Source organism: Delftia sp. Lp-1, from assembly GCF_020523835.1.
GTDB classification, from domain to species: Bacteria; Pseudomonadota; Gammaproteobacteria; order Burkholderiales; family Burkholderiaceae_C; genus Comamonas; species Comamonas acidovorans.
Map to the genome: position 1 here is coordinate 167,734 of NZ_JAJALJ010000001.1, position 19,884 is coordinate 187,617.

The window sequence follows — 19,884 nt, forward strand, 5'->3', positions numbered from 1 at the left end:
ATGCCTCCTTGAAAAGTTCGGGGATTTTATCTGCTGATGTTTAAAAGCATCAAATGAATCGATGTTGACTCATTTGATTCGAATATGTACCATCTCGGCCTTCGTATCGAATCAATCAGGTTGTGAACATGAGCATGCGTCTGAACAAGCGACGTGGCCTGCCGCTGGCGGCCCTGGTGCTGGCCGCCCTGGCCGCCCTGGCAGCGGGCTGCGGCCGCAACGAGGCTCCGGCCGCAGCGGGTGACGCGCTGCCCGTGGTGCAGGCCGTCACCGTGCAGCCCGCGCCGCTGGCCCTGTCCAGCGAGCTGCCGGGCCGTATCGAGCCCGTGCGCGTGGCTGAGGTGCGTGCGCGGGTGGCCGGCATCGTGCTGCGCCGCCATTTCGAGGAAGGCGCCGACGTCCGGGCCGGCCAGGTGCTGTTCCAGATCGACCCGGCGCCCCTGCGCGCCGCCCTGTCCCGCGCCCAGGGCCAGCTGGCCAGCGCCGAGGCGGCCCTGCTCGATGCGCGTGCCGTCGTCGGCCGCAACGCGCCGTTGGTGGCGCAGGAGGCGGTCAGCCGCCAGGACTTCGAGGCCATGCAGGCCCGCCTGCAGGCGGCCCAGGCCGCGCGGCAGTCCGCCCAGGCCGAGGTGCAGGCGGCCGCCTTGAACCTGGAATACGCCACGGTCAGGGCGCCGATCGCGGGCCGCATCGGCCGTGCGCTGGTCACCGAGGGCGCCCTGGTGGGCCAGGGCGAGGCCACGCCCATGGCGCTGGTCCAGCAGCTCGACCCGGTCTATGCCGACTTCCAGCAGCCCGTGGCCGAAGCCCAGCGCCTGCGCGCGGCCCTGGCCGAGGGCCGCCTGGCACAGACAGCGGGCAAGGACGGCACGCCGGTCTCCCTGAAGGTGGACGGCACGGGCCTGCAGCGCACGGGGCGGCTGCTGTTCTCGGATGTGACGGTGGACCGCGGCACGGGCCAGATGGCGCTGCGCGGGCGCTTCGACAACCGCGACGGCATGCTGCTGCCCGGCATGTATGTGCGCGTGACCGTGGGCCAGGGCGTGGACCCTGCCGCCATCCTGGTGCCGCAGCGGGCCGTGCAGCGCAGCACCGACGGGCAGGCCCACGTGCTGGTGGTGGACGGCCAGGACACGCTGCAGATGCGCCCCGTGCAGACCGCGGCCATGCATGGCGCGCAGTGGCAGATCAGCGCAGGCCTCAAGGGCGGCGAGCGCGTGGTGGTGGGCCGCATGGCGGGCCTGCAGCCCGGGGCGCGGGTTCAGGTCACGGCCCTTTCCGATGCCGCGGCCTCCCCTACGGCGGGGCTGTCCGGCACCTTCAGCGCCTCCGGCAGCTCCGCCACGTCCAGCGACTGAGCCGGCGCGTGCCCAAGGAATAGACCATGTCCAAGTTCTTCATCAACCGCCCCAACTTCGCCTGGGTGGTGGCCATCTTCATCATGCTCGCCGGGCTGCTGGCCATACCGGCGCTGCCCGTCTCCCAGTTTCCCAACGTGGCGCCGCCGCAGATCTCGATCACCGCCAACTATCCGGGCGCCTCCGCCACCACGGTGATGGAGTCGGTGACCAGCGTCATCGAGGAGGAGCTCAACGGCACCAAGGGACTGCTGTACTTCGACTCCTCCAGCGGCTCCACGGGCCTGGCCGAGATCACGGCCACCTTCGCCCCGGGCACCGAGCCCGCGCTGGCCCAGGTGGAGGTGCAAAACCGCATCAAGAAGGCCGAGGCGCGCCTGCCCGCGTCCGTGATGCAGATGGGCCTGCAGGTCGAGCAGGCCAGCGCCAACTTCCTGATGATCTACTCGCTGACCTACAAGGACGGCAGCGGCGGCAGCAGCAACAGCGAGGTGGCCCTGTCCGACTACGCCGTGCGCAACATCAACAACGAGATCCGCCGCGTGCCCGGCGTGGGCAAGGTGCAGTTCTTCGCGGCCGATGTGGCCATGCGCGTCTGGGTCGATCCGAACAAGCTGCTGGGCTACGGCCTGTCGGTGGCGGACGTGAACGCGGCCATCGCCGCCCAGAACGCGCAGGTGCCGGCCGGCAGCTTTGGCGCCTCGCCCGCAGGGCCCGGCCAGGAGCTGAGCGCCACCATTGCCGTCAAGGGTACGCTGGCCTCGCCCGAGGAGTTCGGACAGATCGTGCTGCGTGCCAGGGCCGATGGCTCGGCCGTGCGCCTGGCCGATGTGGCGCGGCTGGAGGTCGGCCAGCTGGACTACAGCTTTTCCTCGCGCGAGGACGGCCGCCAGGGCGTGGCCGCCGCCGTGCAGCTGGCGCCCGGCGCCAACGCCATGCAGACCGCCAAGGCCGTCAAGGCGCGCCTGGCCGAGCTGTCGCAGAACTTCCCTGCCGGCATCCAGTACGCCGTGCCCTATGACACCTCGCGCTTCGTGGAAGTGGCCATCGGCAAGGTCATCCAGACCCTGGTGGAGGCCGTGGCGCTGGTGTTCCTGGTGATGTGGCTGTTCCTGCAGAACCTGCGCTACACGCTGATTCCCACCATCGTCGTGCCCGTGTGCCTGGCCGGCACCCTGGGCGTGATGTATGCGCTGGGCTTTTCGGTGAACATGATGACCATGTTCGGCATGGTGCTGGCCATCGGCATCCTGGTGGACGACGCCATCGTGGTGGTGGAGAACGTGGAGCGCCTCATGGCCGAGGAGGGGCTGTCCCCGCTGGCCGCCACGGTCAAGGCCATGCAGCAGGTCTCGGGCGCCATCGTCGGCATCACCCTGGTGCTGGTGGCGGTGTTCCTGCCGCTGGCCTTCATGAGCGGCTCGGTGGGCGTGATCTACCGGCAGTTCTCGCTGTCGCTGGCCGTGTCCATCCTGTTCTCGGGCCTTCTGGCGCTGACCTTCACGCCGGCGCTGTGCGCCACGCTGCTCAAGCCCGTTGCCAAGGGCCACCACGCCGAGCGCAAGGGCTTCTTCGGCTGGTTCAACCGTCGCTTCGCGGCGCTGACCGAGCGCTTCGACCTTCTCAACCAGCGGCTGGTGCGCCGCGCCGGGCGCTGCATGCTGGTGTATGCCGCCATCGTGGCCGGGCTGGGCGTGGCGTACACGCGCATGCCCGAATCCTTCGTGCCCTACGAGGACATGGGCTACTACATCGTCGGCGTGCAGCTGCCGCCGGGCGCCACCACGGAGCGCACCAAGGCCATGGTCAAGGACATGGAGGACTACATCCAGGGCCGCCCCGCCACGGCCCAGGCCGAGTTCCTGATGGGCTACAGCTTCTCGGGCATGGGGCAGAACGCGGCCCTGGCCTTCGTCACGCTCAAGGACTGGTCGGTGCGCGGCGCCGGGCAGGCGTCGTGGGACGAGGTGCAGGCCTTCAACCAGCGCTTTGCCCGCCTGTCCGACGGCACCGTCATGGCCGTGGACCCGCCGCCCATCGACGGCCTGGGAAACTCCGGCGGCTTTGCGCTGCGCCTGCAGGACCGCGCCAACCTGGGCCGCGAGGCGCTGATCGCCGCGCGCGACCAGCTGCTGGCCAAGGCCAATGCCTCGCCCATCATTGCCTACGCCATGATGGAAAACCTGGAGGATGCGCCCCAGCTGCGGCTGGACATCGACCGGCGCAAGGCGCAGGCCCAGGGCGTGGATTTCAGCGCCATCAACACGGCCCTGTCCACGGCCTACGGCTCGGCCGTGATCAACGAGTTTCCCAACGCGGGCCGCCTGCAGCGCGTGGTGGTGCAGGCCGATGCGCAGGCCCGCGCGCGGCCCGAGGACATCCTGCGCCTGCACGTGCCCAACGCCGGCGGGCAGCAGGTGCCGCTGTCGGCCTTTGCCTCGGTGCGCTGGGAAAGCGGGCCGGTGCAGATCTCGCGCTACAACGGCTATCCCGCCTTCCGCATCTCGGGCGACGCCAAGCCCGGCCACACCACGGGCGAGGCCATGGCCGAGCTGGAACGCATCATTGCCGAGATGCCGCGCGGCATAGGCTACGAGTGGACGGCCCTGTCCTTCCAGGAGAAAGCCGCCGGTGCCCAGGCGCCCAAGCTGTTCGCACTGGCCATCGTGGTGGTGTTCCTGCTGCTGGTGGCCCTGTACGAGAGCTGGAGCATTCCCGCCGCCGTGATGCTGATCGTGCCCATCGGCGCGCTGGGATCGGTGCTGGCCACCTCGGCCGTGGGCCTGTCCAACGACGTGTACTTCAAGGTGGGCCTGATCACCATCATCGGCCTGGCGGCCAAGAACGCCATCCTGATCGTGGAGTTCGCCAGGGACCTGCATGCGCAGGGGCACAGCCTGGCGCAGGCCGCGCTGCAGGCGGCGCGGCTGCGCTTTCGGCCCATCGTCATGACCTCGCTGGCCTTCATTCTGGGCGTGGTGCCGCTGGCGCTGGCCTCGGGCGCGGGCGCCTCCAGCCAGGCCGCCATCGGCTTCGGCGTGATCGGCGGCATGCTGTCGGCCACGCTGCTGGGGGTGGTCTTCGTTCCCGTCTTCTTCGTCTGGGTGCTGTCCCTGTTCCGGCGCAAGGCGCCGGCCGGCGCCCCGCCTGCCCTGCAGGCCCCGGCAACCTCCATCGAGTAAGCGCCATGTCCATGCACTTCTTCCCACGCGCCCTGTGTGCGCTGGCCGCTAGCCTGGTGCTGGCGGGCTGCTCCCTCGCCCCGGCCCACCAGCGTCCGCAGGCGCCCATTCCCACGCAGTGGCCGCAGCAGGATGCGGCGCCCGTGCTGTCCTCGTCGGCGGCCGCGCTGGACTGGAACAGCTTCATCGCCGACCGCCAGCTGCGCCAGCTGGTGGACCTGGCCCAGGCCCACAACCGCGACCTGCGCCAGACCCTGCTCAACGTGGAGGCGGCACGCGCCCTGTACCAGGTGCAGCGCGCCGACCGCCTGCCGGGCGTGGGCCTGCAGGGCGGCGGCACGCGCCAGCGCCTGCCGGGCGACATGAATGCCACGGGCCAGCCGCAGGTGCAGGGCAACTGGCAGGCCGGCCTGGGGCTGGCCGCCTTCGAACTGGACCTGTTCGGCCGCGTGCGCAACCTGTCCGAAGCCGCCCTGGGCGAGTACCTGGCCACCGAAGAGGCCGCGCGCGCCGCCCGCATCAGCCTGGGTGCCGAAGTGGTGCAGGCCTACCTGTCCCGCGACGGGGCCCTGCGCCGGCTGCAACTGGCGCAGCACACGCTGCAAAGCCGTGAATCCTCGCTGCGCCTGACCGCGCAGCGGCGCAATGCGGGCACGGCCACGGCTCTGGATCACCAGGACGCCCTGGGCCTGGCCGCCCAGGCCCGCGCCGACGTGGAGCGCAGCGAACGCGAGCTGCGCCAGGCCGGCAACGCCCTGCTGCTGCTGACGGGCGTGGAGGATCTGGCGCCGTACCTGTCCGCACAGTCGTCCCAACCGTCCCAACCATCCGATGTGCCCATGCTGCTGCAGGACCTGTCGGCCGGCACGCCTTCCGAACTGCTCATCCACCGCCCGGACATCCAGGCGGCCGAGCACCGGCTGCGCGCGCGCAGCGCGGACATTGGTGCGGCGCGCGCGGCCTTCTTCCCGCGCATCTCGCTCACCGGGTTCCTGGGATCGTCCAGCGCCGATCTGTCCGACCTGTTCCGCTCGGGCCAGCGCGCCTGGTCGTTCACTCCCCAGGTCACGCTGCCCCTCTTCGATGGGGGGCGCAACCGCGCCAACCTCGACCTGGCCGTGCTGCGCAAGGACATGGCCGTGGCCGCCTACGAGCAGGCCATCCAGACCGCCTTCCGCGAAGTGGCCGATGCCCTTGCCGCCACCGACACGCTGCGCCGCGAGGAAGCCGCGCACCTGGCGCTGCGCGACAGCAGCCGCGAAAGCCTGCGGCTGGCGCAGGCCCGTTACCAGGCGGGGGTGGACGACCATCTGCGCTACCTGGACGCACAGCGCAACGCCTTCGCCAATGAAAGCGCCTACATCGATACCGTGACCCAGCGGCAGTTGGCACTGGCCCAGCTGTTCCGCGTGCTGGGCGGCAGCTGGACTGCGCCGCCGCCGCCACCACCACCGCAGCCCCAGCCTGTAGCGGCCGTCCAGCAGCCCTGAGCACCGAGCAGCCCTGAGCCCCGGCTACGCCGCCTCCACCCGCGCGTTGTAGGCCGCCAGGGTCCGCTGCCAGGCGGGCCGGGCCAGGCATCTGTCGCGGTAGGCCTCCACGGCGGGGCAGGGCGCGGTCAGCGTGCTGTCCGGGATGCAGGCGAGCACATGCGCCATCAGGATGTCGGCCACCGTGAATTCGTCGGTGGCAATGAAGCGGCGCCCGTCCAGCCAGCGCTCCAGGTTGCCCAGCATGCGATGCGCCCAGCCCACCAGGAATTCGCGGTGCTTGCCGCAGCTGCCATCGGCCGTCCAGTCCAGCACCATCAGGCTGAGCAGCGGGGGCTCTACCGTGTTCATGGCTGCAAAGCACCAGCGCAGCACCTGGGCTTCGCCGGTTGCATCGGAGGGCATCAGCCGGCCGCACTTCCTGGCCAGATGCAGCACGATGGCGGCCGACTCCGAAATCACCTGCCCGTCATCGTCCAGCGCCGGAATCTGCTCGAAGGGGCTGAGCCGGCGGTAGGCCTCGGTGTTCAGGTCATGCGCGGGATGGTCCATGCCCGCGATCTCGAAGGGCAGCTGCATCTCTTCGAGTGCCCACAGCACGCGCAGATCGCGCGTGCGGCCGCGTGCGCCGGCATTGACCCTGGAAAAACCATAGAGCTTGAGCATGGTGGCGTTCTCCGCAGTGGTGATCCTGCCGGCCATGCTACTCGTGGCTGCCGAGGTGTGGGCACCACCTGGCGTCCCGTTCACGGCCGCCCGGTCACAGCGCCCCGAACACCTCGGGCAAGGCGGCATCGCGCGGCATGCCGCCATAGCTCTTGGTGCCGCCCTGGCTATCGATCACCACGATGCCCGGCGTGCCACGGAACCCCAGGGACATCATCAGCTTGCGGTGGGCCTCCAGCGTCTTGCGCACGTCGGGGCTGACGCTGAAGGCGGGCGCTATGCCGCCCTGGGCGGACTTCTTCTCGTGCTCCATCAGTGCGGCCGCGCGGTCCGGGGCCTGCAGGATGGCGGCGGCCTTGGCCGGGCTGTCGTCCCGGATCACGCCCACCAGGATGTGGCGCAGCTGCACCTTGCCCGCATCCACCCAGGGACGCGCGGCCTCCCAGAACTTGTGGCAGTACTTGCAGTTGGGGTCGGTGAAGGTATAGATCACGCGCGGCGCATCGGCCTTGCCGTCGGGCACCCAGGTGGAGGTCTCCAGCTGCGCCTGCACGGTGTCGCCCGCCGGCTTGGCGGCCTGGGGCGCCTGGGCGGTGGCAGGACCTTCTGCGGCCATGGCCCATCCCGCCGCCAGAAAGAGGCTGGCAGCCATGCCTGCAAAAAGGACGGTGCGTTGAAGATGCATGGGAACTCCTTGAAACGGTTGAATGAATGAGGGTGCGGCGCTGCGCGGCAAGGGTGCAGCGCCTGGTGCTGTGGCAACAGCGGCGAACGGTGTGAGTCGGAGTGCATGCGCCGCGTTCCATCGTTATAGGAAATCGCTTGCGCCATCTGGCCCCATCTGGCCCTTCACAGGGATACGCGCTCATCCTGAACGCGCAAGACCGGCTTCAGCAACACGGCATCCAGGCCACTGTCTTCAAACCAGCAGCCGTCCTGCGCCACCACTTCATGCGGCCCGTGCGGTTGAGGTCCCCGTGCATGCAGGCGAACCCGGGCGGTATGGCCGGTGGCCCAGGGCATGTCCTGGCCGAAGGGAACAATCAGCAGGGCTCGCGGGGACAGGTGCCCGGCTTGCAGGCTGCCTGGCGCAGGCGCCAGCTCCTGAAGGGATTGGCGCGCCTGGACCTCCACCCCAACCACCCATGCCCAAAGAATGCTGGGCGCGCTCCTGGCCCGGACATGCAGCTGCAGCAGCGCACTGCCGCCGTTCTCAAGCGCGTGGGCACAGACCTGCACGCTGGCCGGCGCAGCGCTCCAGCCCGGCAGCCATTGCTGCAGGACATGCGCCATCTGGCGGGCATTCGGCTGCGCAGGCAGGCCGGGCGGCAGTTGCATGAGCCGCCATGGCCGCTGCGCCAAAACGGCGGCGCACCGCTGCGCACACCACCATGCGCCATGGGGATCGGCCTGCACACAGGCGTCGGAGACCATGGGCAGCCGCGCCCAGCGCACCCTGCCCGTGGAGCCGCGTGCCTGGTAGTACCAGAACGAGTGGAAGCGCAGGCCGGGGATGAAACGGTGGAACAGGGTTTTGCTGGCTGCATTTTTCATGGGAAAAATTTAGCATAGCTATCAAGAAATGAAAAGCATTGCTAATGGTTTCGATTATTAGCATCGCTACATGAAAGTTTGGACCACCGAGCAAGAGGCGGCGAACCTCAAGCGCCTGCTCTCTACTGTGAAAAGCAAGGCCGAGTTCGCAGAGAAGGCAGGCATTCCTGGCGGCTCCTCCATGGTCTCCCAGCACCAAAGCGGCAACCGGCCCATCAGCCTGGAGGCGGGCATTGCGTATGCCAAGGGCTTGAAGGTTTCGCTTTTCGAAATCAGTCCCAGGCTGGTGAAGATGGTTTCCGATTTGCCGCCCCTGCTTCCAGAGGGGGACACGCCCGGCACCAATCTGCCCGAGTTTCCCAAAGGATTGCGCCAATATCCCGTTCTCTCGCATGCCCAGGCTGCATCCCTGGCAGATGACGGCGCATTTCCCGATCCCGCTGAAACCCTGGACATCGAATTCGGCAAGGACAACGCATCGCCCGGTGCGTTTTTTCTTGCGCTGGAGGGCGATGCCATGTCGCCCGAATTGCGCGAGGGCGACCGCGTGCTGATCGATCCCCAGGCCAGCCCCCGGCCCGGCGACCATGTGCTGGCCAGGAATGGCAAGCGGCAGGTGCTGCTCAGAAAGTACCGCGTGCGCGGAGTGGGAGAGGACGGCACCGAGGTCTTTGATCTGGTACCGCTCAACGAAGACCATGCCGTGCTGCGCAGCGACAGGAACCGACTGGTTCTGCTGGGCACGGTGATCGAACACCGGCGCCGGCTGCGGGGAAGCTGACGACCGAGCTGTTCGATCAACCGCCGCGCGGCCCCGGCGCCCCGCCTCCGTGCTCAAGGCGCAGCGGCAATCTCGGTCTGGCCATCAGGCCCGGCCACCAGAGTGACAGGCAGGATCTGGGCCAGCATGCGTGCGAACTCGGCGGGGCGATTGGTCTGGTAGGTGCCGCCAATGCGCAGGGCCGCCACGGCCGGGTCGTGCACCACCAGGCCGGTCGGCCCGTAGCGCTCCAGCTCGGCCAGGGCGTCGGCCAGGGGCGTGTTCTCGAAGCGGATCAGTCCCTTGCGCCACAGCGCAATGCTGCCGGGCGCCACAGCCGACACCGGACCGAGCACGCCTGCAGGCGACACGCTCAGGGCCTGGCCCGCGACCAGGGCGGCGGGCGCGGCACCAGCGGCTGCAGTGCCTTGCGCACCGGCCACGCGCACATGGCCTTCCTGCACGGCCACCTGGGCGCTGCCCGCCTCCATGCCCGTGGCGCGATAGCGCACGGAAAACCGCGTGCCGCCCACGGTGACGCGCGCCGGGCCGGCCAGCACATGAAAGGGCCTGGCGCTGTCGAGCGCCACGGCAAACAGGATCTGCCCTTGCGTGATGCGCACCTCGCGCCGGTCGCGGTACAGAGTTACCTGCGCCTGGGTATCGGCATCCAGGGACAGTGCGGTGCCATCCGGCAAGGTGATGGTCCTGGGCTGGCCGCGTGGGGTCAGGTGGCTGCTGGTGAAGGTGGGCTGCTGCTGCCACTGGTACCAGCCCACGCCCACGGCCAGGGCCACCGTGCAGCACAGGGCCGCCAGGGCAGGGCGCGGCAGCAGGCGGGACCAGCTCCAGCCTTGGCGCTCTTCGGAGGACGGGCGCTGCGGGGCCGGTTCCGGGTGTGCGTGAGGCGCCGACTGCGAGCGCCGGCGTGCCTGCTCCGCGCGCAGGCGCGCCACCTGTTCGGGGGGAGTGGACCGCGCTGCCGCCAGGCTCTGGCCCAGGTGGCGCAAGGCGGCCTCGTGCGCCGTGCTGGCTGCCAGCCATTCGGTGAATTCGGCTTCTTCCTCGGCGGTCAGGCCTTGCTCCATGCGCGTGTGCCAGTCGGCCGCAGCCACGTCGATGGGGTTGTGTCCGCGAAAGAACTCATCGAGCTCACGCACCTGAGCAGCCTTGTCCAGGGGGGCGGTGGAAGAACGGGAGGGGAGGGGGCGACGGCGGCTCATCTTGACCTCCCACGGGCTGCAGATGGCTGATGCTGGTGCATGCGCGAGGGCCCTTTGCCTCAGAAGCTGGTCCAGTCCTGCGATTCGGCAGGCGGGCTGGCCGCAGCGATGTGTGCAGGGGGCGAGGTGCGTGCAGCAGTTGCCGTCCGCACGGGGGCAGAAGCAGGTGCACGTGCAGGCTTGGCCGAGGCCAGCGCAGATGCCGTGGCCGCGCGGGTGGGCACGGACGCCGGCAGCGGCGCCTGCAAACGCGGCTGCTGTGCCGCGCCGTCCTGGTCGCCCAGGCGGAAGATGGCCACGGCCTGCACCAGGCGCTGGGCCTGGGACTTGAGGCTGGAGGCCGCCGCCGCGCTTTCCTCCACCAGGGCGGCGTTTTGCTGCGTGACCTGGTCCATCTGGCTCATGGCCTGCCCGACCTGGGCCACACCGGCGCTTTGCTCGTCGCTGGCATTGCTGATCTCGCCCATGAGGTCGGTCACGCGCTGTATGGATTGCAGCACCTCGGCCATGGTGGTGCCGGCCTGGTCGGCCAGCTCCGTGCCCTGGCTGACGCGCGTGGCGCTGTCAGTGATGAGCTGCTTGATCTCGCGGGCGGCCTGCGCGCTGCGCTGGGCCAGGGTGCGCACTTCGGCGGCCACCACGGCAAAGCCCTTGCCCTGCTCGCCGGCGCGTGCGGCCTCGACGGCGGCGTTCAGGGCCAGGATGTTGGTCTGGAAGGCGATGGAGTCGATCACGCCCACGATGTCGCCGATCTGGCGCGAGCTGGCATGGATGTCCTGCATGGCGCCCACTACTTCCTGCACCACGGTGCCGCCCTTGGCCGCCACCTGGCTGGCGCCGCGCGCGAGCTGGTTGACCTGGCGCGCGTTGTCCGCGTTCTGCTGCACGGTGGAAGACAGCTCGTCCATGGAGGCTGCGGTTTCCTGCAGCGCGCTGGCCTGTTGCTCGGTGCGGCGGCTCAGGTCGGCATTGCCCTTGGCGATCTGCTCGCTGGCCACGGCCACGCTGTCGGCGTTGTTGCGCACATCGCTGACCACGCTGGCCAGGCTCTGGTGCATGGCGTTGAGCGAGGCCTGCACGCTGCCTGCGGGCGCTTCGCTGCGCACCAGTCCGGGGTCGAGGTTGCCATCGGCGATCTGGCGGGCGACTTCACCGAGCTGGGCAGGCTCGGCTCCCAGCGCGCGTGTCAGGCCGCGTGCGATCAGCCGGCCCATGAGCAGCGCCAGCACGAAGGCGACCGCGCTCACGCCGATCTGCATGTTGCGTTGCTGCACATAGGACTGCGTGGCCTGCTCCACCATGACCTGGGCGTGCTGGCGCGTGAGCCGGCTGTACTCGTCGGTGGCCGCGATCAGCTGGGCCAGCAGCGGCCGGCACTCGCTGTTCATCTTGGCAATGGCCTCGTCCCTTTGCTGGCGCAGCGCCAGCGAAACGATGTCCAGCGCCACCGGGCCGTAGCGCTGCTCTATCTGGTCGATGCGGGCGACCAGGGCGCGAGCCTCCTCGCCTACCCCGGGCGCGGCCACCAGGGTCTTGAGCTGGTCCAGGTGGGACTTGACCGCGGCATGGGCGGCGTACACGGCCGTTTTTTCCATGTCCAGATCGGCTGGCGTGTTCACCAGCACCAGATTGCGCGCCGCGATGGCGCGGCTGTCCACGGCCGCGCGCACCTGTTCGGCCAGATGGGCGCGGGCGTTCACGCCGTCGACGAACTGGGTCAGGTTGCGGTCGGAACCGTCCAGCGCATGAAGGGCAGACACGGAAACCAGTGCGACCAGTAAAGCCAGGGCGGTGAAGGCGGCGTAGAGCTTGGTCTTGACGGTCCAGGAGCGGAGATTCATGGCGCTTTCCAGAAGAATTTGATGGCTATCAGTTTTTATCAAAAATAAATGATTAATTTGATAAAACCCTAAGAGTAAATTGTTAAATTTCAACTTGAATTGACAAATTCAGGCTAGGTGGGGCCAGGCGTTACCAGCCCGCTTCCCAGGCGGGCTGGATCAAGAAAGCCCGCATTTCATGAACGCATGCGGGTCTTGCACCTGGGATGCCGGGTGCGCCGGCGCTACAGTCGGGGCCCCTACCCCATGCATACCCCTCCCCACATCCAAGGCTGGTGCCCCGGCGCCTGGCAGCCCATGGCCTCCGGCGATGGGCTGGTGCTGCGCGTGCGCCCGCCGCTGGGGCGCCTGACGGTGGCCCAGGCGCGGCGGCTGGCGCGCCTGGCCTGGGTGCATGGCAACGGCGCGCTGGAGCTGTCCAGCCGCGCCAATGTGCAGTTGCGCGGCATTGCGCCCGGGCGGCACGCCGCCGTGCTGCGCGCCCTGGCCGCCGCAGGCCTGCTCGATGCCGATGCAGGCCGCGAGCGCCGCCGCAACCTGGTGATCGACCCGCTGTGCCGGCCGCAGGAGGCCGTCCATGCGCTGGGCCAGGCCCTGCAGCAGGCACTGGATGCGGCCGAGGATCTGGCGGGCCTGCCGGCCAAGTTCGGCTGGTCGGTGGAAGGCGCGCCCGGCCGGCTGGCGGGCGTGTCCGCCGATATCCGCCTGCAGCGCACAGCCACCGGCTGGCTGGTGCAGCCCGATGGACGGCCGCAGGCGCTGGCCGTGGCCGATGCCAGCCAGGCCGTGGCCGCAGGCCTGGCGCTGGCCCGCTGGTTTGCCGACCAGGCCGCCCTTCGCCGCGCCCAGGGCTTGCGGCCCGGACGCATGGCCGCGGTGGCGGCGCAACTGCAGCCGCCCCCCGGACTGGACTGGGTGGAGACAGAAACCCCGGCCCACGGCGAAGGACCGGCGCCCGGTGCCGTGCCCGGCGTGGGCTGGCTGCTGGGCGCGCCGCTGGGCCGCTTGCCGGCCGTCGCGCTGGCGCGGCTGGTGCGCGCCTTGCCTGAGCAGGCCTTTTTGCGTGTGACACCCTGGCGCATGCTGCTGGTGGAAGACGACAACGCGGAAGCTGGTGCCGCCCTGCCTTGCTGGTGGGCGGCTGCAGGGCTGGACAACGCCGCTGACTGGATCACCCATGCCCATGACCCGCGCCTGCGCGTATCCGCCTGTACCGGCGCGCCGGGCTGCACCCAGGCCCTGGGTCCCACGCAGACGTTGGCGCTGGAGCTGGCGCCGCAGGTGCCCCATGGCGCGCACCTGCATGTGACCGGATGCGCCAAGGGCTGCGCGCGGCAGGCGCCGGCCACGGTGGTGCTGCGGGCAGAAGGTGAAGACGAGGGCGAAGGCCCTGTCTATTCCGTAGTGCGCCACGGCCGTGCCGGGGATAGGGCGCAGGAGCAGCGGACCCTGGCCTCGGTGCGAGACAATCCGGGATTGCTGTTTTCAAAAGAATAATGCTGCACCGCTACGAAACCGATGGCGCCGAGATCTACCGGCAGTCCTTTGCCACCATCCGCCGCGAGGCGGCGCTGGAACGCTTCACTCCTGTTGAGGAACGCGTGGTGGTGCGCATGATCCACGCCGCTGGCCTGGTGGAGCTGGCCCCGCACGTGGCCTTCTCGCCCGGCATGGCCGAGGCCGCCGCACAGGCCCTGCAAAACGGCGCGCCCGTGCTATGCGACGTGCGCATGGTCAGCGAGGGCATCACGCGCTCGCGCCTGCCCGCCGCCAACCCCATCATCTGCACGCTGCCGGACGAGCGCGTGCCCGCGCTGGCCCGTGACATGGGCAACACGCGCAGCGCCGCCGCGCTGGAGCTGTGGCGCCCGCACCTGGCCGGCGCAGTGGTGGCCATCGGCAATGCACCCACGGCCTTGTTCCACCTGCTCAACATGCTGCAGGACCCGGCCTGCCCCCGGCCGGCCGCCATCATCGGCTGCCCCGTGGGCTTTGTGGGCGCCATGGAATCCAAGCAGGCGCTGATGCAGGACCTGCCCGTTCCCTGCATGGCCGTGCACGGCCGCCTGGGCGGGTCGGCCATCACCGTGGCCGCCATCAACGCACTGGCCAGCCATGTCGAGTAGGCAGCCGCGTCCCAGCCAGGGCGGGCCCGGCATTGTCTGCGTGGGCCTGGGCCCGGGCGACCCCGAACTCATGAGCGTCAAGGCCGACCGCCTTGTGCGCGGCGCCCGCCAGGTGGCGTTCTTCCGCAAGAAGGGCCGGCCCGGCAAGGCCCGCCAGCTGGTGGACGGCCTGCTGGCCCAAGGCGCCGCCGAGCACGCCATGGAGTACCCGGTGACCACCGAGCTGCCCGTGGACAGCCCCGCCTATGTGGACCTGCTGGCGCGCTTCTACGACGACTGGTGCCTGCGCCTGGAAGCGCTGGCGCAGACCGGGCAGGTGGTAGTGCTGTGCGAGGGCGACCCCTTCCTCTACGGCTCCTTCATGCATCTGTACACCCGGCTGCGCGAACGCGGGCAGGTGCCGCTGGACGTGGTGCCCGGCATCCCCGGCATGGTGGGCTGCTGGCACGCCACGGGCGAGCCCATCACCTGGGGCGACGACGTGCTCAGCGTGATGACCGGCACCCTGTCGGAAGACGAGCTGGTGCGCCGCATGCAGACGGCCGAGGCCCTGGTCGTCATGAAGGTCGGCCGCAACCTGCCGCGCATCCGCCGCGCCCTGCAGCGCACGGGCCGGCTTGACGCCGCCTGGCTGGTGCAGAACGGCACCACGGACAGCGAGCAGGTCGCGCGCCTGGGCGATGTGTCCGACGACGCCTGCCCCTATTTCGCCATCGTGCTCGTGCACGGCCAGGGCCGCCGGCCGGAGGCCGCATGGTGAGCGCCGGCCGCCTGACGGTGGTGGGGCTGGGCCCGGGCGCACTGGACCAGATCACGCCCGAAGCCGCAGCCGCTTTGCACGCGGCCGACGATGTGGTCGGCTACCTGCCCTATGTGTCCCGCGCGCAGGCCCTGCTGGCGCAGGCGGGTCAGGGCCAGGCCGTGGCCTGGCATGCCTCGGACAACCGCGTGGAGCTGGAGCGGGCGCGCCAGGCGCTGGCGCTGGCCGCGCAGGGGCGGCAGGTGGTGGTGGTGTCCTCGGGCGACCCGGGCGTGTTCGCCATGGCGTCGGCCGTATTCGAGGCCATGGAATCTGCCGATGCGGTGCAGGCCGCCGCCTGGCAGGCGCTCGATATCCAGGTGCTGCCCGGCATCACCGCCATGCTGGCGGCCGCCGCGCGGGCCGGTGCGCCGCTGGGCCATGACTTTTGCTGCATCAATCTCTCGGACAACCTCAAGCCCTGGCCGGTGATCGCGCGGCGCGTGGAACTGGCGGCCGAGGCCGACTTCGCCATGGCCTTCTACAACCCGCGCTCCAAGAGCCGGCCCGAAGGCTTTGTGCGCCTGCTGCAGCTGCTGCGCACCCGCTGCGAGCCGCAGCGCCTGCTGGTGTTCGCGCGCGCCGTGTCCACGCCCGAGGAACACTTGCACGTATGCACGCTGGCCGAGGCCACGCCCGAGATGGCCGACATGCGCACCGTGGTCCTGGTGGGCAACAGCGCCACGCGCCGCGTGGGCCGCTGGGTCTACACGCCACGCCACTACGGCATGGATGGCGGCGCGGGCGGTGCTGGCGGCGCGGGCGGTGCTATCGGCAGCACGCCATGAGCAATCCAGTGCAGCACCGCAGCCACCGACCCGGTGCGCTGGCGCTGCGGCAGCGCCGGGCGCTGCACCATCACCACGGGCAGACCCAGGGCGCGTGCGGCATCGAGCTTGCCGCGCGTGGCCTCGCCGCCTGCGTTCTTGGCCACCAGCCATTCGATGCCGTGCGTGCGCAGCAAGGCTTCATCGTCGTCCGCGCTGAAAGGCCCACGCCCCAGAACCACCGTGGTGTGGGGCAGGGGCAGGCTGCCGGGCTCGGGCGCATCGACCAGGCGCAGCAGGTAGTGGTGCTGCGGCTGGCCCGCAAAGGCCGCAAGCTGCTTGCGGCCTACGGCCAGAAACACCCGGGCGGCTGCCTGGGGCAGGGCGGCAGCGGCGGCTTGCATGTCGGGCACGTCGATCCAGGCGTCGCCGGCACTGGCCTGCCAGGGCTCGCGCTCCAGCGCCAGCAGCGGCGTGCCGGTGGCGGCGCAGGCCTCGCAGGCATTGCGGCTCATCTGCGCGGCAAACGGGTGGGTGGCATCGACCACATGGCTGATGGCCTGCCCGCGCAGGAACTGCGCCAGGCCCTGGGCACCGCCAAACCCGCCCACGCGCGTGGGCAGGGGCTGGGCCACGGGCGACTGCGTGACGCCCGCATACGAGAACACGGCGGCAATGCCGGCGCGGTGCAGGGCCTGGGCCAGCTGGCTGGCGCCGCTGGTGCCGCCCAGCAGGAGAACATGGGGCATGACTGATCCCTGGTTGACATTGGTGGGCCTGAACGAAGACGGCCTGGACGGCCTCTCGCCCGCCGCGCTGCGCGCGCTGGACGCGGCCGAGACCGTTTTTGGCGGGCCGCGCCACCTGGCGCTGGCCGGTGCCGGCGAGCGGGGCCGTCCCTGGCCCGTGCCCTTTGACGTGGCGCCCGTGCTGGCCTGCCGTGGCCGGCCCACGGTGGTGCTGGCGTCGGGCGATCCGTTCTGGTTCGGGGCGGGCGGCAGCCTGGCGGCGCATCTGGCGCCGCAGGAGTGGCGCTGCCACGCCCAACCCTCGACATTTTCGCTGCTGGCGTCCCGCCTGGGCTGGAAGCTGGAAGACACGGTCTGCCTGGGCCTGCACGCCGGCCACGTGGAGCAGCTGCTGCCGCACCTGTCGCCAGGCCGCCAGTCGCTGGTGCTGCTGCGCGATGGCGCCGCCGTGGCCGCACTGGCGGACTGGCTGGTGCAGGAAGGCTGGGGCGACAGCCGCCTGGAGGTCCTGGAATCCGTGGGCGGCCCGCGCGAGCGCCGCCGCGCATGGCGCGCCGCCGAAGCCGCCCAGGCCCTGGCCGCCGACCCTGCCTGCGCGCCCGCGGCCGTGGCCGTATTCGCCCAGGGCGGCGCGGCCCTGCCGCTGGTGCCGGGCCGGCCCAATCACTGGTACGCCAACGACGGCCAGATCACCAAGGCCCCGGCGCGCGCCCTGACCCTGGCGGCTCTTGCGCCGCGCCACGGCGAATGCCTGTGGGATGTGGGCGGCGGCTCGGGCTCGGTGGCCGTGGAGTGGTGCCTGGCCGGTGGCTCTGCCATCAGCCTGGAGCAGCATGCGGCGCGTGCGGACAACATCCGTCTCAACGCCCGGCGCTTCGGCCTGCAGGCGCGCCTGCGCGTGGTGCAGGGCGTGGCGCCTGAGGCGCTGGCCGGGCTGCAGGCGCTGGCCCGGCCCCAGGCCGTGTTTGTGGGCGGGGGCTTTGACGCGGCCCTGTTCGAATGCCTGCAGGCCCTCATGCCCGCAGGCTGCCGCCTGGTGGTCAATGCCGTGACGCTGGAGACCGAGGCCCTGCTGGTGCAACTGCAGGCCGAGCACGGCGGCCAGCTGCTGCGGCTGGAGATTTCCAGCGCCGAGCCGCTGGGCCGCATGCGCAGCTGGAAGGCTGCGCGGCCGCTGGTGCAGTGGAGCTGGCAGCGGTGAACCCGGACGAAGCCATCCCCCACCGCTGCGGCGTGCTGGGCCTGGGCCTGCACACCGACGCACTGCCCCATGCGCTGCAGGCGCTGTGGCAGCGGGCGCAGGCGCTCCTGCCGGAAAGCGCAGGCGCAAGTGCCTGCGCGCCCCAGCCCATCTGCGCCGTGGCCGTGCTGGACACCAAGGCCGGCCATCCGGCGCTGGCCGCCTGGATGGCGGCTGTCGTGCCCACGGCCGTTCTGGTGCGCGTGCCGCCAGGGCAACTGCCTGGGCAGCCCGTGGTCACGCAGTCGCCGCGCATGCTGGCGCGCTATGGCACGGGCAGCGTGGCCGAGGCGGCGGCACTGGCCGCCGCAGGCCCGCACTCCGCCCTGAGCGTGACCCGCCTGGTCGCGGACGATGGCAGCGCCACCCTGGCCCTGGCCGTGGGCCAGGGCGGACCTCTGAACTGTTGCCTGGCCCACGCCAGCCAGGCCAAGAACCAAGGAGCAACGGCATGACCGTGCATTTCATCGGCGCCGGCCCCGGCGCCGCCGACCTGATCACCGTGCGCGGGCGCGACCTCATGGCGGCCTGCCCGGTCTGCCTGTACGCGGGCTCGCTGATACCGCGCGAGCTGCTGGCGCACTGCCCGCCGGGCGCGCGCATCGTCAACACCGCATCCATGAGCCTGGACGACATCGTGGCCGAGATCCAGGCCGCCGAGGCGCGTGGCGAAGACGTGGCGCGCCTGCACTCGGGCGACCTGTCCGTCTGGTCGGCCATGGGCGAGCAACTGCGCCGCCTGCGCGAGGCCGGCATTGCCTACACCGTCACGCCCGGCGTGCCCTCGTTCGCGGCCGCCGCCGCCACGCTGGGCGCGGAGCTGACCCTGCCCGGCCTGTGCCAGTCCGTGGTGCTGACGCGCACCTCGGGCCGCGCCACGGCCATGCCCGAGGGCGAGAACCTGGCCGCCTTCGCGGCCACGGGCGCCGTGCTGGCCATCCATCTGTCCATCCATGTGGCTGCCAAGGTGCAGTCCGAGCTGCTGCCGCACTACGGCGCCGACTGCCCCGTGGCCATCGTCTGGCGCGCCAGCTGGCCTGACGAAACCGTGGTGCGCACCACGGTGGGCAGCCTGACCCAGGCCGTGGCCACCCATATGGAGCGCACGGCCCTGATCCTGGTGGGCCGCAGCCTGCAGGCCGAGGACTTCGGCGAAAGCCGCCTCTACGCGGCCGACTATGACCGCCGCTACCGCCCGCTGGGCACCGAGCCGCGCTTTCCCGCCACCGATGTGCATGCGAATGCCGCGCTGGATACCGCGAGGGATACCTTGAGGGACACCGTGAGCGACACCGTGATCGACGTGCCCCTCGGGAACCCCGCCCCATGAGCGCGGCCCTGCCGCCCGTGGCGCTGAGCCTGATCGGCATCGGCACGGGCAACCCCGACCACCTCACGCGCGAAGCCCAGGCCGCCATGCAGGCCGCCGACCTGATCCTGCTGCCGCACAAGGGCGAGGACAAGGCCGAACTCGCCGCCCTGCGCCGCGACCTGTGCGATGCCGTGCTCACTGCGCCCGGCCCGCGCATCGAAGGCTTCGACATGCCCGTGCGCCGCAGCGCGGGCGACGACTACCTGGCCCAGGTCGATGAATGGCATGCGGCCATCACGCGCTGCTGGCAGGCGGCCATCGCCCGGTCCATGGCCGATGGACTGGCGCCGCGAACGGCCGGCCAGCCCCTGCGCGTGGCCCTGCTGGTCTGGGGCGACCCTGCGCTGTACGACAGCACGCTGCGCATTGCCGCGCGCATGCAGCCGGCGCCGCACAGCGTGCGCGTGGTGGCGGGCATCAGCTCCATGCAGGTGCTGTGCGCCGCGCATGCGATTGCGCTCAACGGCATAGGCCAGCCCTTCGTGGTGACCACGGGCCGCCAGCTGCGCGAGCAGGGCTGGCCACCCGGCGTGGACACGGCCGTGGTCATGCTGGACGGGCAGTGCAGCTTCACCGAGCTGCCCTCCCACGGCCTGCACATCTGGTGGGGCGCCTACCTGGGCATGGACCGCCAGATGCTAGACAGCGGCCCGCTGGCCGAGGCCGCCCCGCGCATCGCGAAGGCCCGCGCCGCAGCGCGCGAGCGGCATGGCTGGATCATGGATATCTACCTGCTGCGGCGCGGGGACTGAGACCG

At 70.6% G+C, this 19,884-nt stretch carries 18 protein-coding genes; 12 read left to right on the plus strand and 6 right to left on the minus strand.

Translation table 11 applies throughout. The features are described from left to right. Positions 1 to 128 precede the first annotated feature (128 nt). Genes LGR64_RS00690 through LGR64_RS00700 form a run of 3 tightly spaced genes read left to right on the plus strand, consistent with a single transcriptional unit; the run spans position 129 to position 6,030 of the window. Complete coding sequence (locus LGR64_RS00690; protein WP_047327959.1) at positions 129 to 1,358, plus strand: efflux RND transporter periplasmic adaptor subunit; 1,230 nt, start codon at positions 129 to 131, stop codon at positions 1,356 to 1,358. Positions 1,359 to 1,384: 26 nt separating this feature from the next. Next, positions 1,385 to 4,540, plus strand: coding sequence for a multidrug efflux RND transporter permease subunit (locus tag LGR64_RS00695; protein ID WP_230354831.1), 3,156 nt, complete (start codon positions 1,385 to 1,387; stop codon positions 4,538 to 4,540). Between the two features lie 5 nt (positions 4,541 to 4,545). Further along, positions 4,546 to 6,030, plus strand: a complete 1,485-nt coding sequence (locus tag LGR64_RS00700; protein ID WP_230354832.1) for an efflux transporter outer membrane subunit — start codon at positions 4,546 to 4,548, stop codon at positions 6,028 to 6,030. A 24-nt stretch (positions 6,031 to 6,054) separates the two neighbouring features. On the opposite strand, the gene LGR64_RS00705 is transcribed toward LGR64_RS00700, so the two are convergent. The 3 genes from LGR64_RS00705 to LGR64_RS00715 all read right to left on the minus strand — a co-directional run bounded on the left by LGR64_RS00705 (position 6,055) and on the right by LGR64_RS00715 (position 8,250). Continuing rightward, positions 6,055 to 6,732 carry a glutathione S-transferase family protein gene (locus LGR64_RS00705; RefSeq protein ID WP_230354833.1) on the minus strand — a complete coding sequence of 226 codons (678 nt, stop codon included), beginning with the start codon at positions 6,730 to 6,732 and terminating at the stop codon, positions 6,055 to 6,057. 58 nt (positions 6,733 to 6,790) lie between these two features. Next, entirely contained in the window at positions 6,791 to 7,381 is a 591-nt protein-coding gene (gene dsbG / locus LGR64_RS00710; RefSeq protein WP_328511955.1) for a thiol:disulfide interchange protein DsbG, read from the minus strand. A gap of 164 nt (positions 7,382 to 7,545) precedes the next feature. Further along, entirely contained in the window at positions 7,546 to 8,250 is a 705-nt protein-coding gene (locus tag LGR64_RS00715; protein WP_230354834.1) for a hypothetical protein, read from the minus strand. Positions 8,251 to 8,320: 70 nt separating this feature from the next. Between LGR64_RS00715 and LGR64_RS00720 the strand changes: the two genes are divergently transcribed. After that, on the plus strand, positions 8,321 to 9,031 hold the full coding sequence (locus LGR64_RS00720) for a LexA family protein (protein WP_141835677.1): 711 nt from the start codon (positions 8,321 to 8,323) through the stop codon (positions 9,029 to 9,031). 53 nt (positions 9,032 to 9,084) lie between these two features. Here the strand turns inward: LGR64_RS00720 and LGR64_RS00725 are convergent, their stop codons facing one another. Continuing rightward, the gene (locus LGR64_RS00725; RefSeq protein ID WP_141835674.1) at positions 9,085 to 10,233 is read right to left on the minus strand and encodes a FecR family protein; all 1,149 of its coding nucleotides are present in this window, start codon (positions 10,231 to 10,233) and stop codon (positions 9,085 to 9,087) included. A 59-nt stretch (positions 10,234 to 10,292) separates the two neighbouring features. Further along, positions 10,293 to 12,074 (minus strand): methyl-accepting chemotaxis protein, encoded by a 1,782-nt coding sequence (locus LGR64_RS00730; protein WP_230354835.1) that lies wholly within the window; start codon positions 12,072 to 12,074, stop codon positions 10,293 to 10,295. A gap of 246 nt (positions 12,075 to 12,320) precedes the next feature. On the opposite strand from LGR64_RS00730, the gene cobG reads away from it, so the two are divergent. Genes cobG through cobJ form a run of 4 tightly spaced genes read left to right on the plus strand, consistent with a single transcriptional unit; the run spans position 12,321 to position 15,787 of the window. After that, positions 12,321 to 13,571, plus strand: coding sequence for a precorrin-3B synthase (cobG, locus tag LGR64_RS00735; protein ID WP_230354836.1), 1,251 nt, complete (start codon positions 12,321 to 12,323; stop codon positions 13,569 to 13,571). After that, a complete protein-coding gene (locus LGR64_RS00740; protein ID WP_034397236.1) occupies positions 13,571 to 14,200 on the plus strand; it encodes a precorrin-8X methylmutase in 630 nt (209 codons plus the stop codon). Before cobG ends, LGR64_RS00740 begins: the two co-directional genes overlap by 1 nt. Continuing rightward, positions 14,190 to 14,960 carry a precorrin-2 C(20)-methyltransferase gene (gene cobI, locus LGR64_RS00745; protein WP_013800508.1) on the plus strand — a complete coding sequence of 257 codons (771 nt, stop codon included), beginning with the start codon at positions 14,190 to 14,192 and terminating at the stop codon, positions 14,958 to 14,960. Before LGR64_RS00740 ends, cobI begins: the two co-directional genes overlap by 11 nt. Beyond that, complete coding sequence (cobJ, locus tag LGR64_RS00750) at positions 14,954 to 15,787, plus strand: precorrin-3B C(17)-methyltransferase (protein ID WP_230354837.1); 834 nt, start codon at positions 14,954 to 14,956, stop codon at positions 15,785 to 15,787. Before cobI ends, cobJ begins: the two co-directional genes overlap by 7 nt. Here the strand turns inward: cobJ and LGR64_RS00755 are convergent. Continuing rightward, a complete protein-coding gene (locus tag LGR64_RS00755; RefSeq protein ID WP_230354838.1) occupies positions 15,721 to 16,515 on the minus strand; it encodes a cobalt-precorrin-6A reductase in 795 nt (264 codons plus the stop codon). The genes cobJ and LGR64_RS00755 overlap by 67 nt on opposite strands. Between LGR64_RS00755 and cbiE the strand changes: the two genes are divergently transcribed. From cbiE to cobF, 4 genes are read left to right on the plus strand one after another with little or no spacing between them, the layout of a single operon-like run. Further along, positions 16,514 to 17,716 carry a precorrin-6y C5,15-methyltransferase (decarboxylating) subunit CbiE gene (cbiE, locus tag LGR64_RS00760; RefSeq protein WP_230354839.1) on the plus strand — a complete coding sequence of 401 codons (1,203 nt, stop codon included), beginning with the start codon at positions 16,514 to 16,516 and terminating at the stop codon, positions 17,714 to 17,716. The genes LGR64_RS00755 and cbiE overlap by 2 nt on opposite strands. Then, entirely contained in the window at positions 17,713 to 18,210 is a 498-nt protein-coding gene (locus LGR64_RS00765; RefSeq protein ID WP_141835659.1) for a cobalamin biosynthesis protein, read from the plus strand. The genes cbiE and LGR64_RS00765 overlap by 4 nt, the downstream gene beginning before the upstream one ends. Next, positions 18,207 to 19,085 carry a precorrin-4 C(11)-methyltransferase gene (gene cobM / locus LGR64_RS00770; protein ID WP_141835656.1) on the plus strand — a complete coding sequence of 293 codons (879 nt, stop codon included), beginning with the start codon at positions 18,207 to 18,209 and terminating at the stop codon, positions 19,083 to 19,085. Before LGR64_RS00765 ends, cobM begins: the two co-directional genes overlap by 4 nt. Beyond that, the gene (cobF, locus tag LGR64_RS00775; RefSeq protein WP_141835653.1) at positions 19,082 to 19,879 is read left to right on the plus strand and encodes a precorrin-6A synthase (deacetylating); all 798 of its coding nucleotides are present in this window, start codon (positions 19,082 to 19,084) and stop codon (positions 19,877 to 19,879) included. Before cobM ends, cobF begins: the two co-directional genes overlap by 4 nt. Positions 19,880 to 19,884 lie beyond the last annotated feature (5 nt).

What these genes read in the sequence shown, in the direction of transcription:
- LGR64_RS00720 (WP_141835677.1), top strand. Translation starts at nt 8,321, where the DNA reads ATGAAAGTTTGGACCACCGAGCAAGAGGCGGCGAACCTCAAGCGCCTG.
- LGR64_RS00740 (WP_034397236.1), top strand. Translation starts at nt 13,571, where the DNA reads ATGCTGCACCGCTACGAAACCGATGGCGCCGAGATCTACCGGCAGTCC.
- LGR64_RS00700 (WP_230354832.1), top strand. Translation starts at nt 4,546, where the DNA reads ATGTCCATGCACTTCTTCCCACGCGCCCTGTGTGCGCTGGCCGCTAGC.
- cobJ (WP_230354837.1), top strand. Translation starts at nt 14,954, where the DNA reads ATGGTGAGCGCCGGCCGCCTGACGGTGGTGGGGCTGGGCCCGGGCGCA.
- cobF (WP_141835653.1), top strand. Translation starts at nt 19,082, where the DNA reads ATGAGCGCGGCCCTGCCGCCCGTGGCGCTGAGCCTGATCGGCATCGGC.
- cobM (WP_141835656.1), top strand. Translation starts at nt 18,207, where the DNA reads ATGACCGTGCATTTCATCGGCGCCGGCCCCGGCGCCGCCGACCTGATC.
- LGR64_RS00725 (WP_141835674.1), bottom strand. Translation starts at nt 10,233, where the DNA reads ATGAGCCGCCGTCGCCCCCTCCCCTCCCGTTCTTCCACCGCCCCCCTG.
- LGR64_RS00715 (WP_230354834.1), bottom strand. Translation starts at nt 8,250, where the DNA reads ATGAAAAATGCAGCCAGCAAAACCCTGTTCCACCGTTTCATCCCCGGC.
- LGR64_RS00755 (WP_230354838.1), bottom strand. Translation starts at nt 16,515, where the DNA reads ATGCCCCATGTTCTCCTGCTGGGCGGCACCAGCGGCGCCAGCCAGCTG.
- LGR64_RS00705 (WP_230354833.1), bottom strand. Translation starts at nt 6,732, where the DNA reads ATGGCCGGCAGGATCACCACTGCGGAGAACGCCACCATGCTCAAGCTC.
- cobG (WP_230354836.1), top strand. Translation starts at nt 12,321, where the DNA reads ATGCATACCCCTCCCCACATCCAAGGCTGGTGCCCCGGCGCCTGGCAG.
- LGR64_RS00730 (WP_230354835.1), bottom strand. Translation starts at nt 12,074, where the DNA reads ATGAATCTCCGCTCCTGGACCGTCAAGACCAAGCTCTACGCCGCCTTC.
- cbiE (WP_230354839.1), top strand. Translation starts at nt 16,514, where the DNA reads ATGACTGATCCCTGGTTGACATTGGTGGGCCTGAACGAAGACGGCCTG.
- LGR64_RS00690 (WP_047327959.1), top strand. Translation starts at nt 129, where the DNA reads ATGAGCATGCGTCTGAACAAGCGACGTGGCCTGCCGCTGGCGGCCCTG.
- LGR64_RS00695 (WP_230354831.1), top strand. Translation starts at nt 1,385, where the DNA reads ATGTCCAAGTTCTTCATCAACCGCCCCAACTTCGCCTGGGTGGTGGCC.
- cobI (WP_013800508.1), top strand. Translation starts at nt 14,190, where the DNA reads ATGTCGAGTAGGCAGCCGCGTCCCAGCCAGGGCGGGCCCGGCATTGTC.
- dsbG (WP_328511955.1), bottom strand. Translation starts at nt 7,381, where the DNA reads ATGCATCTTCAACGCACCGTCCTTTTTGCAGGCATGGCTGCCAGCCTC.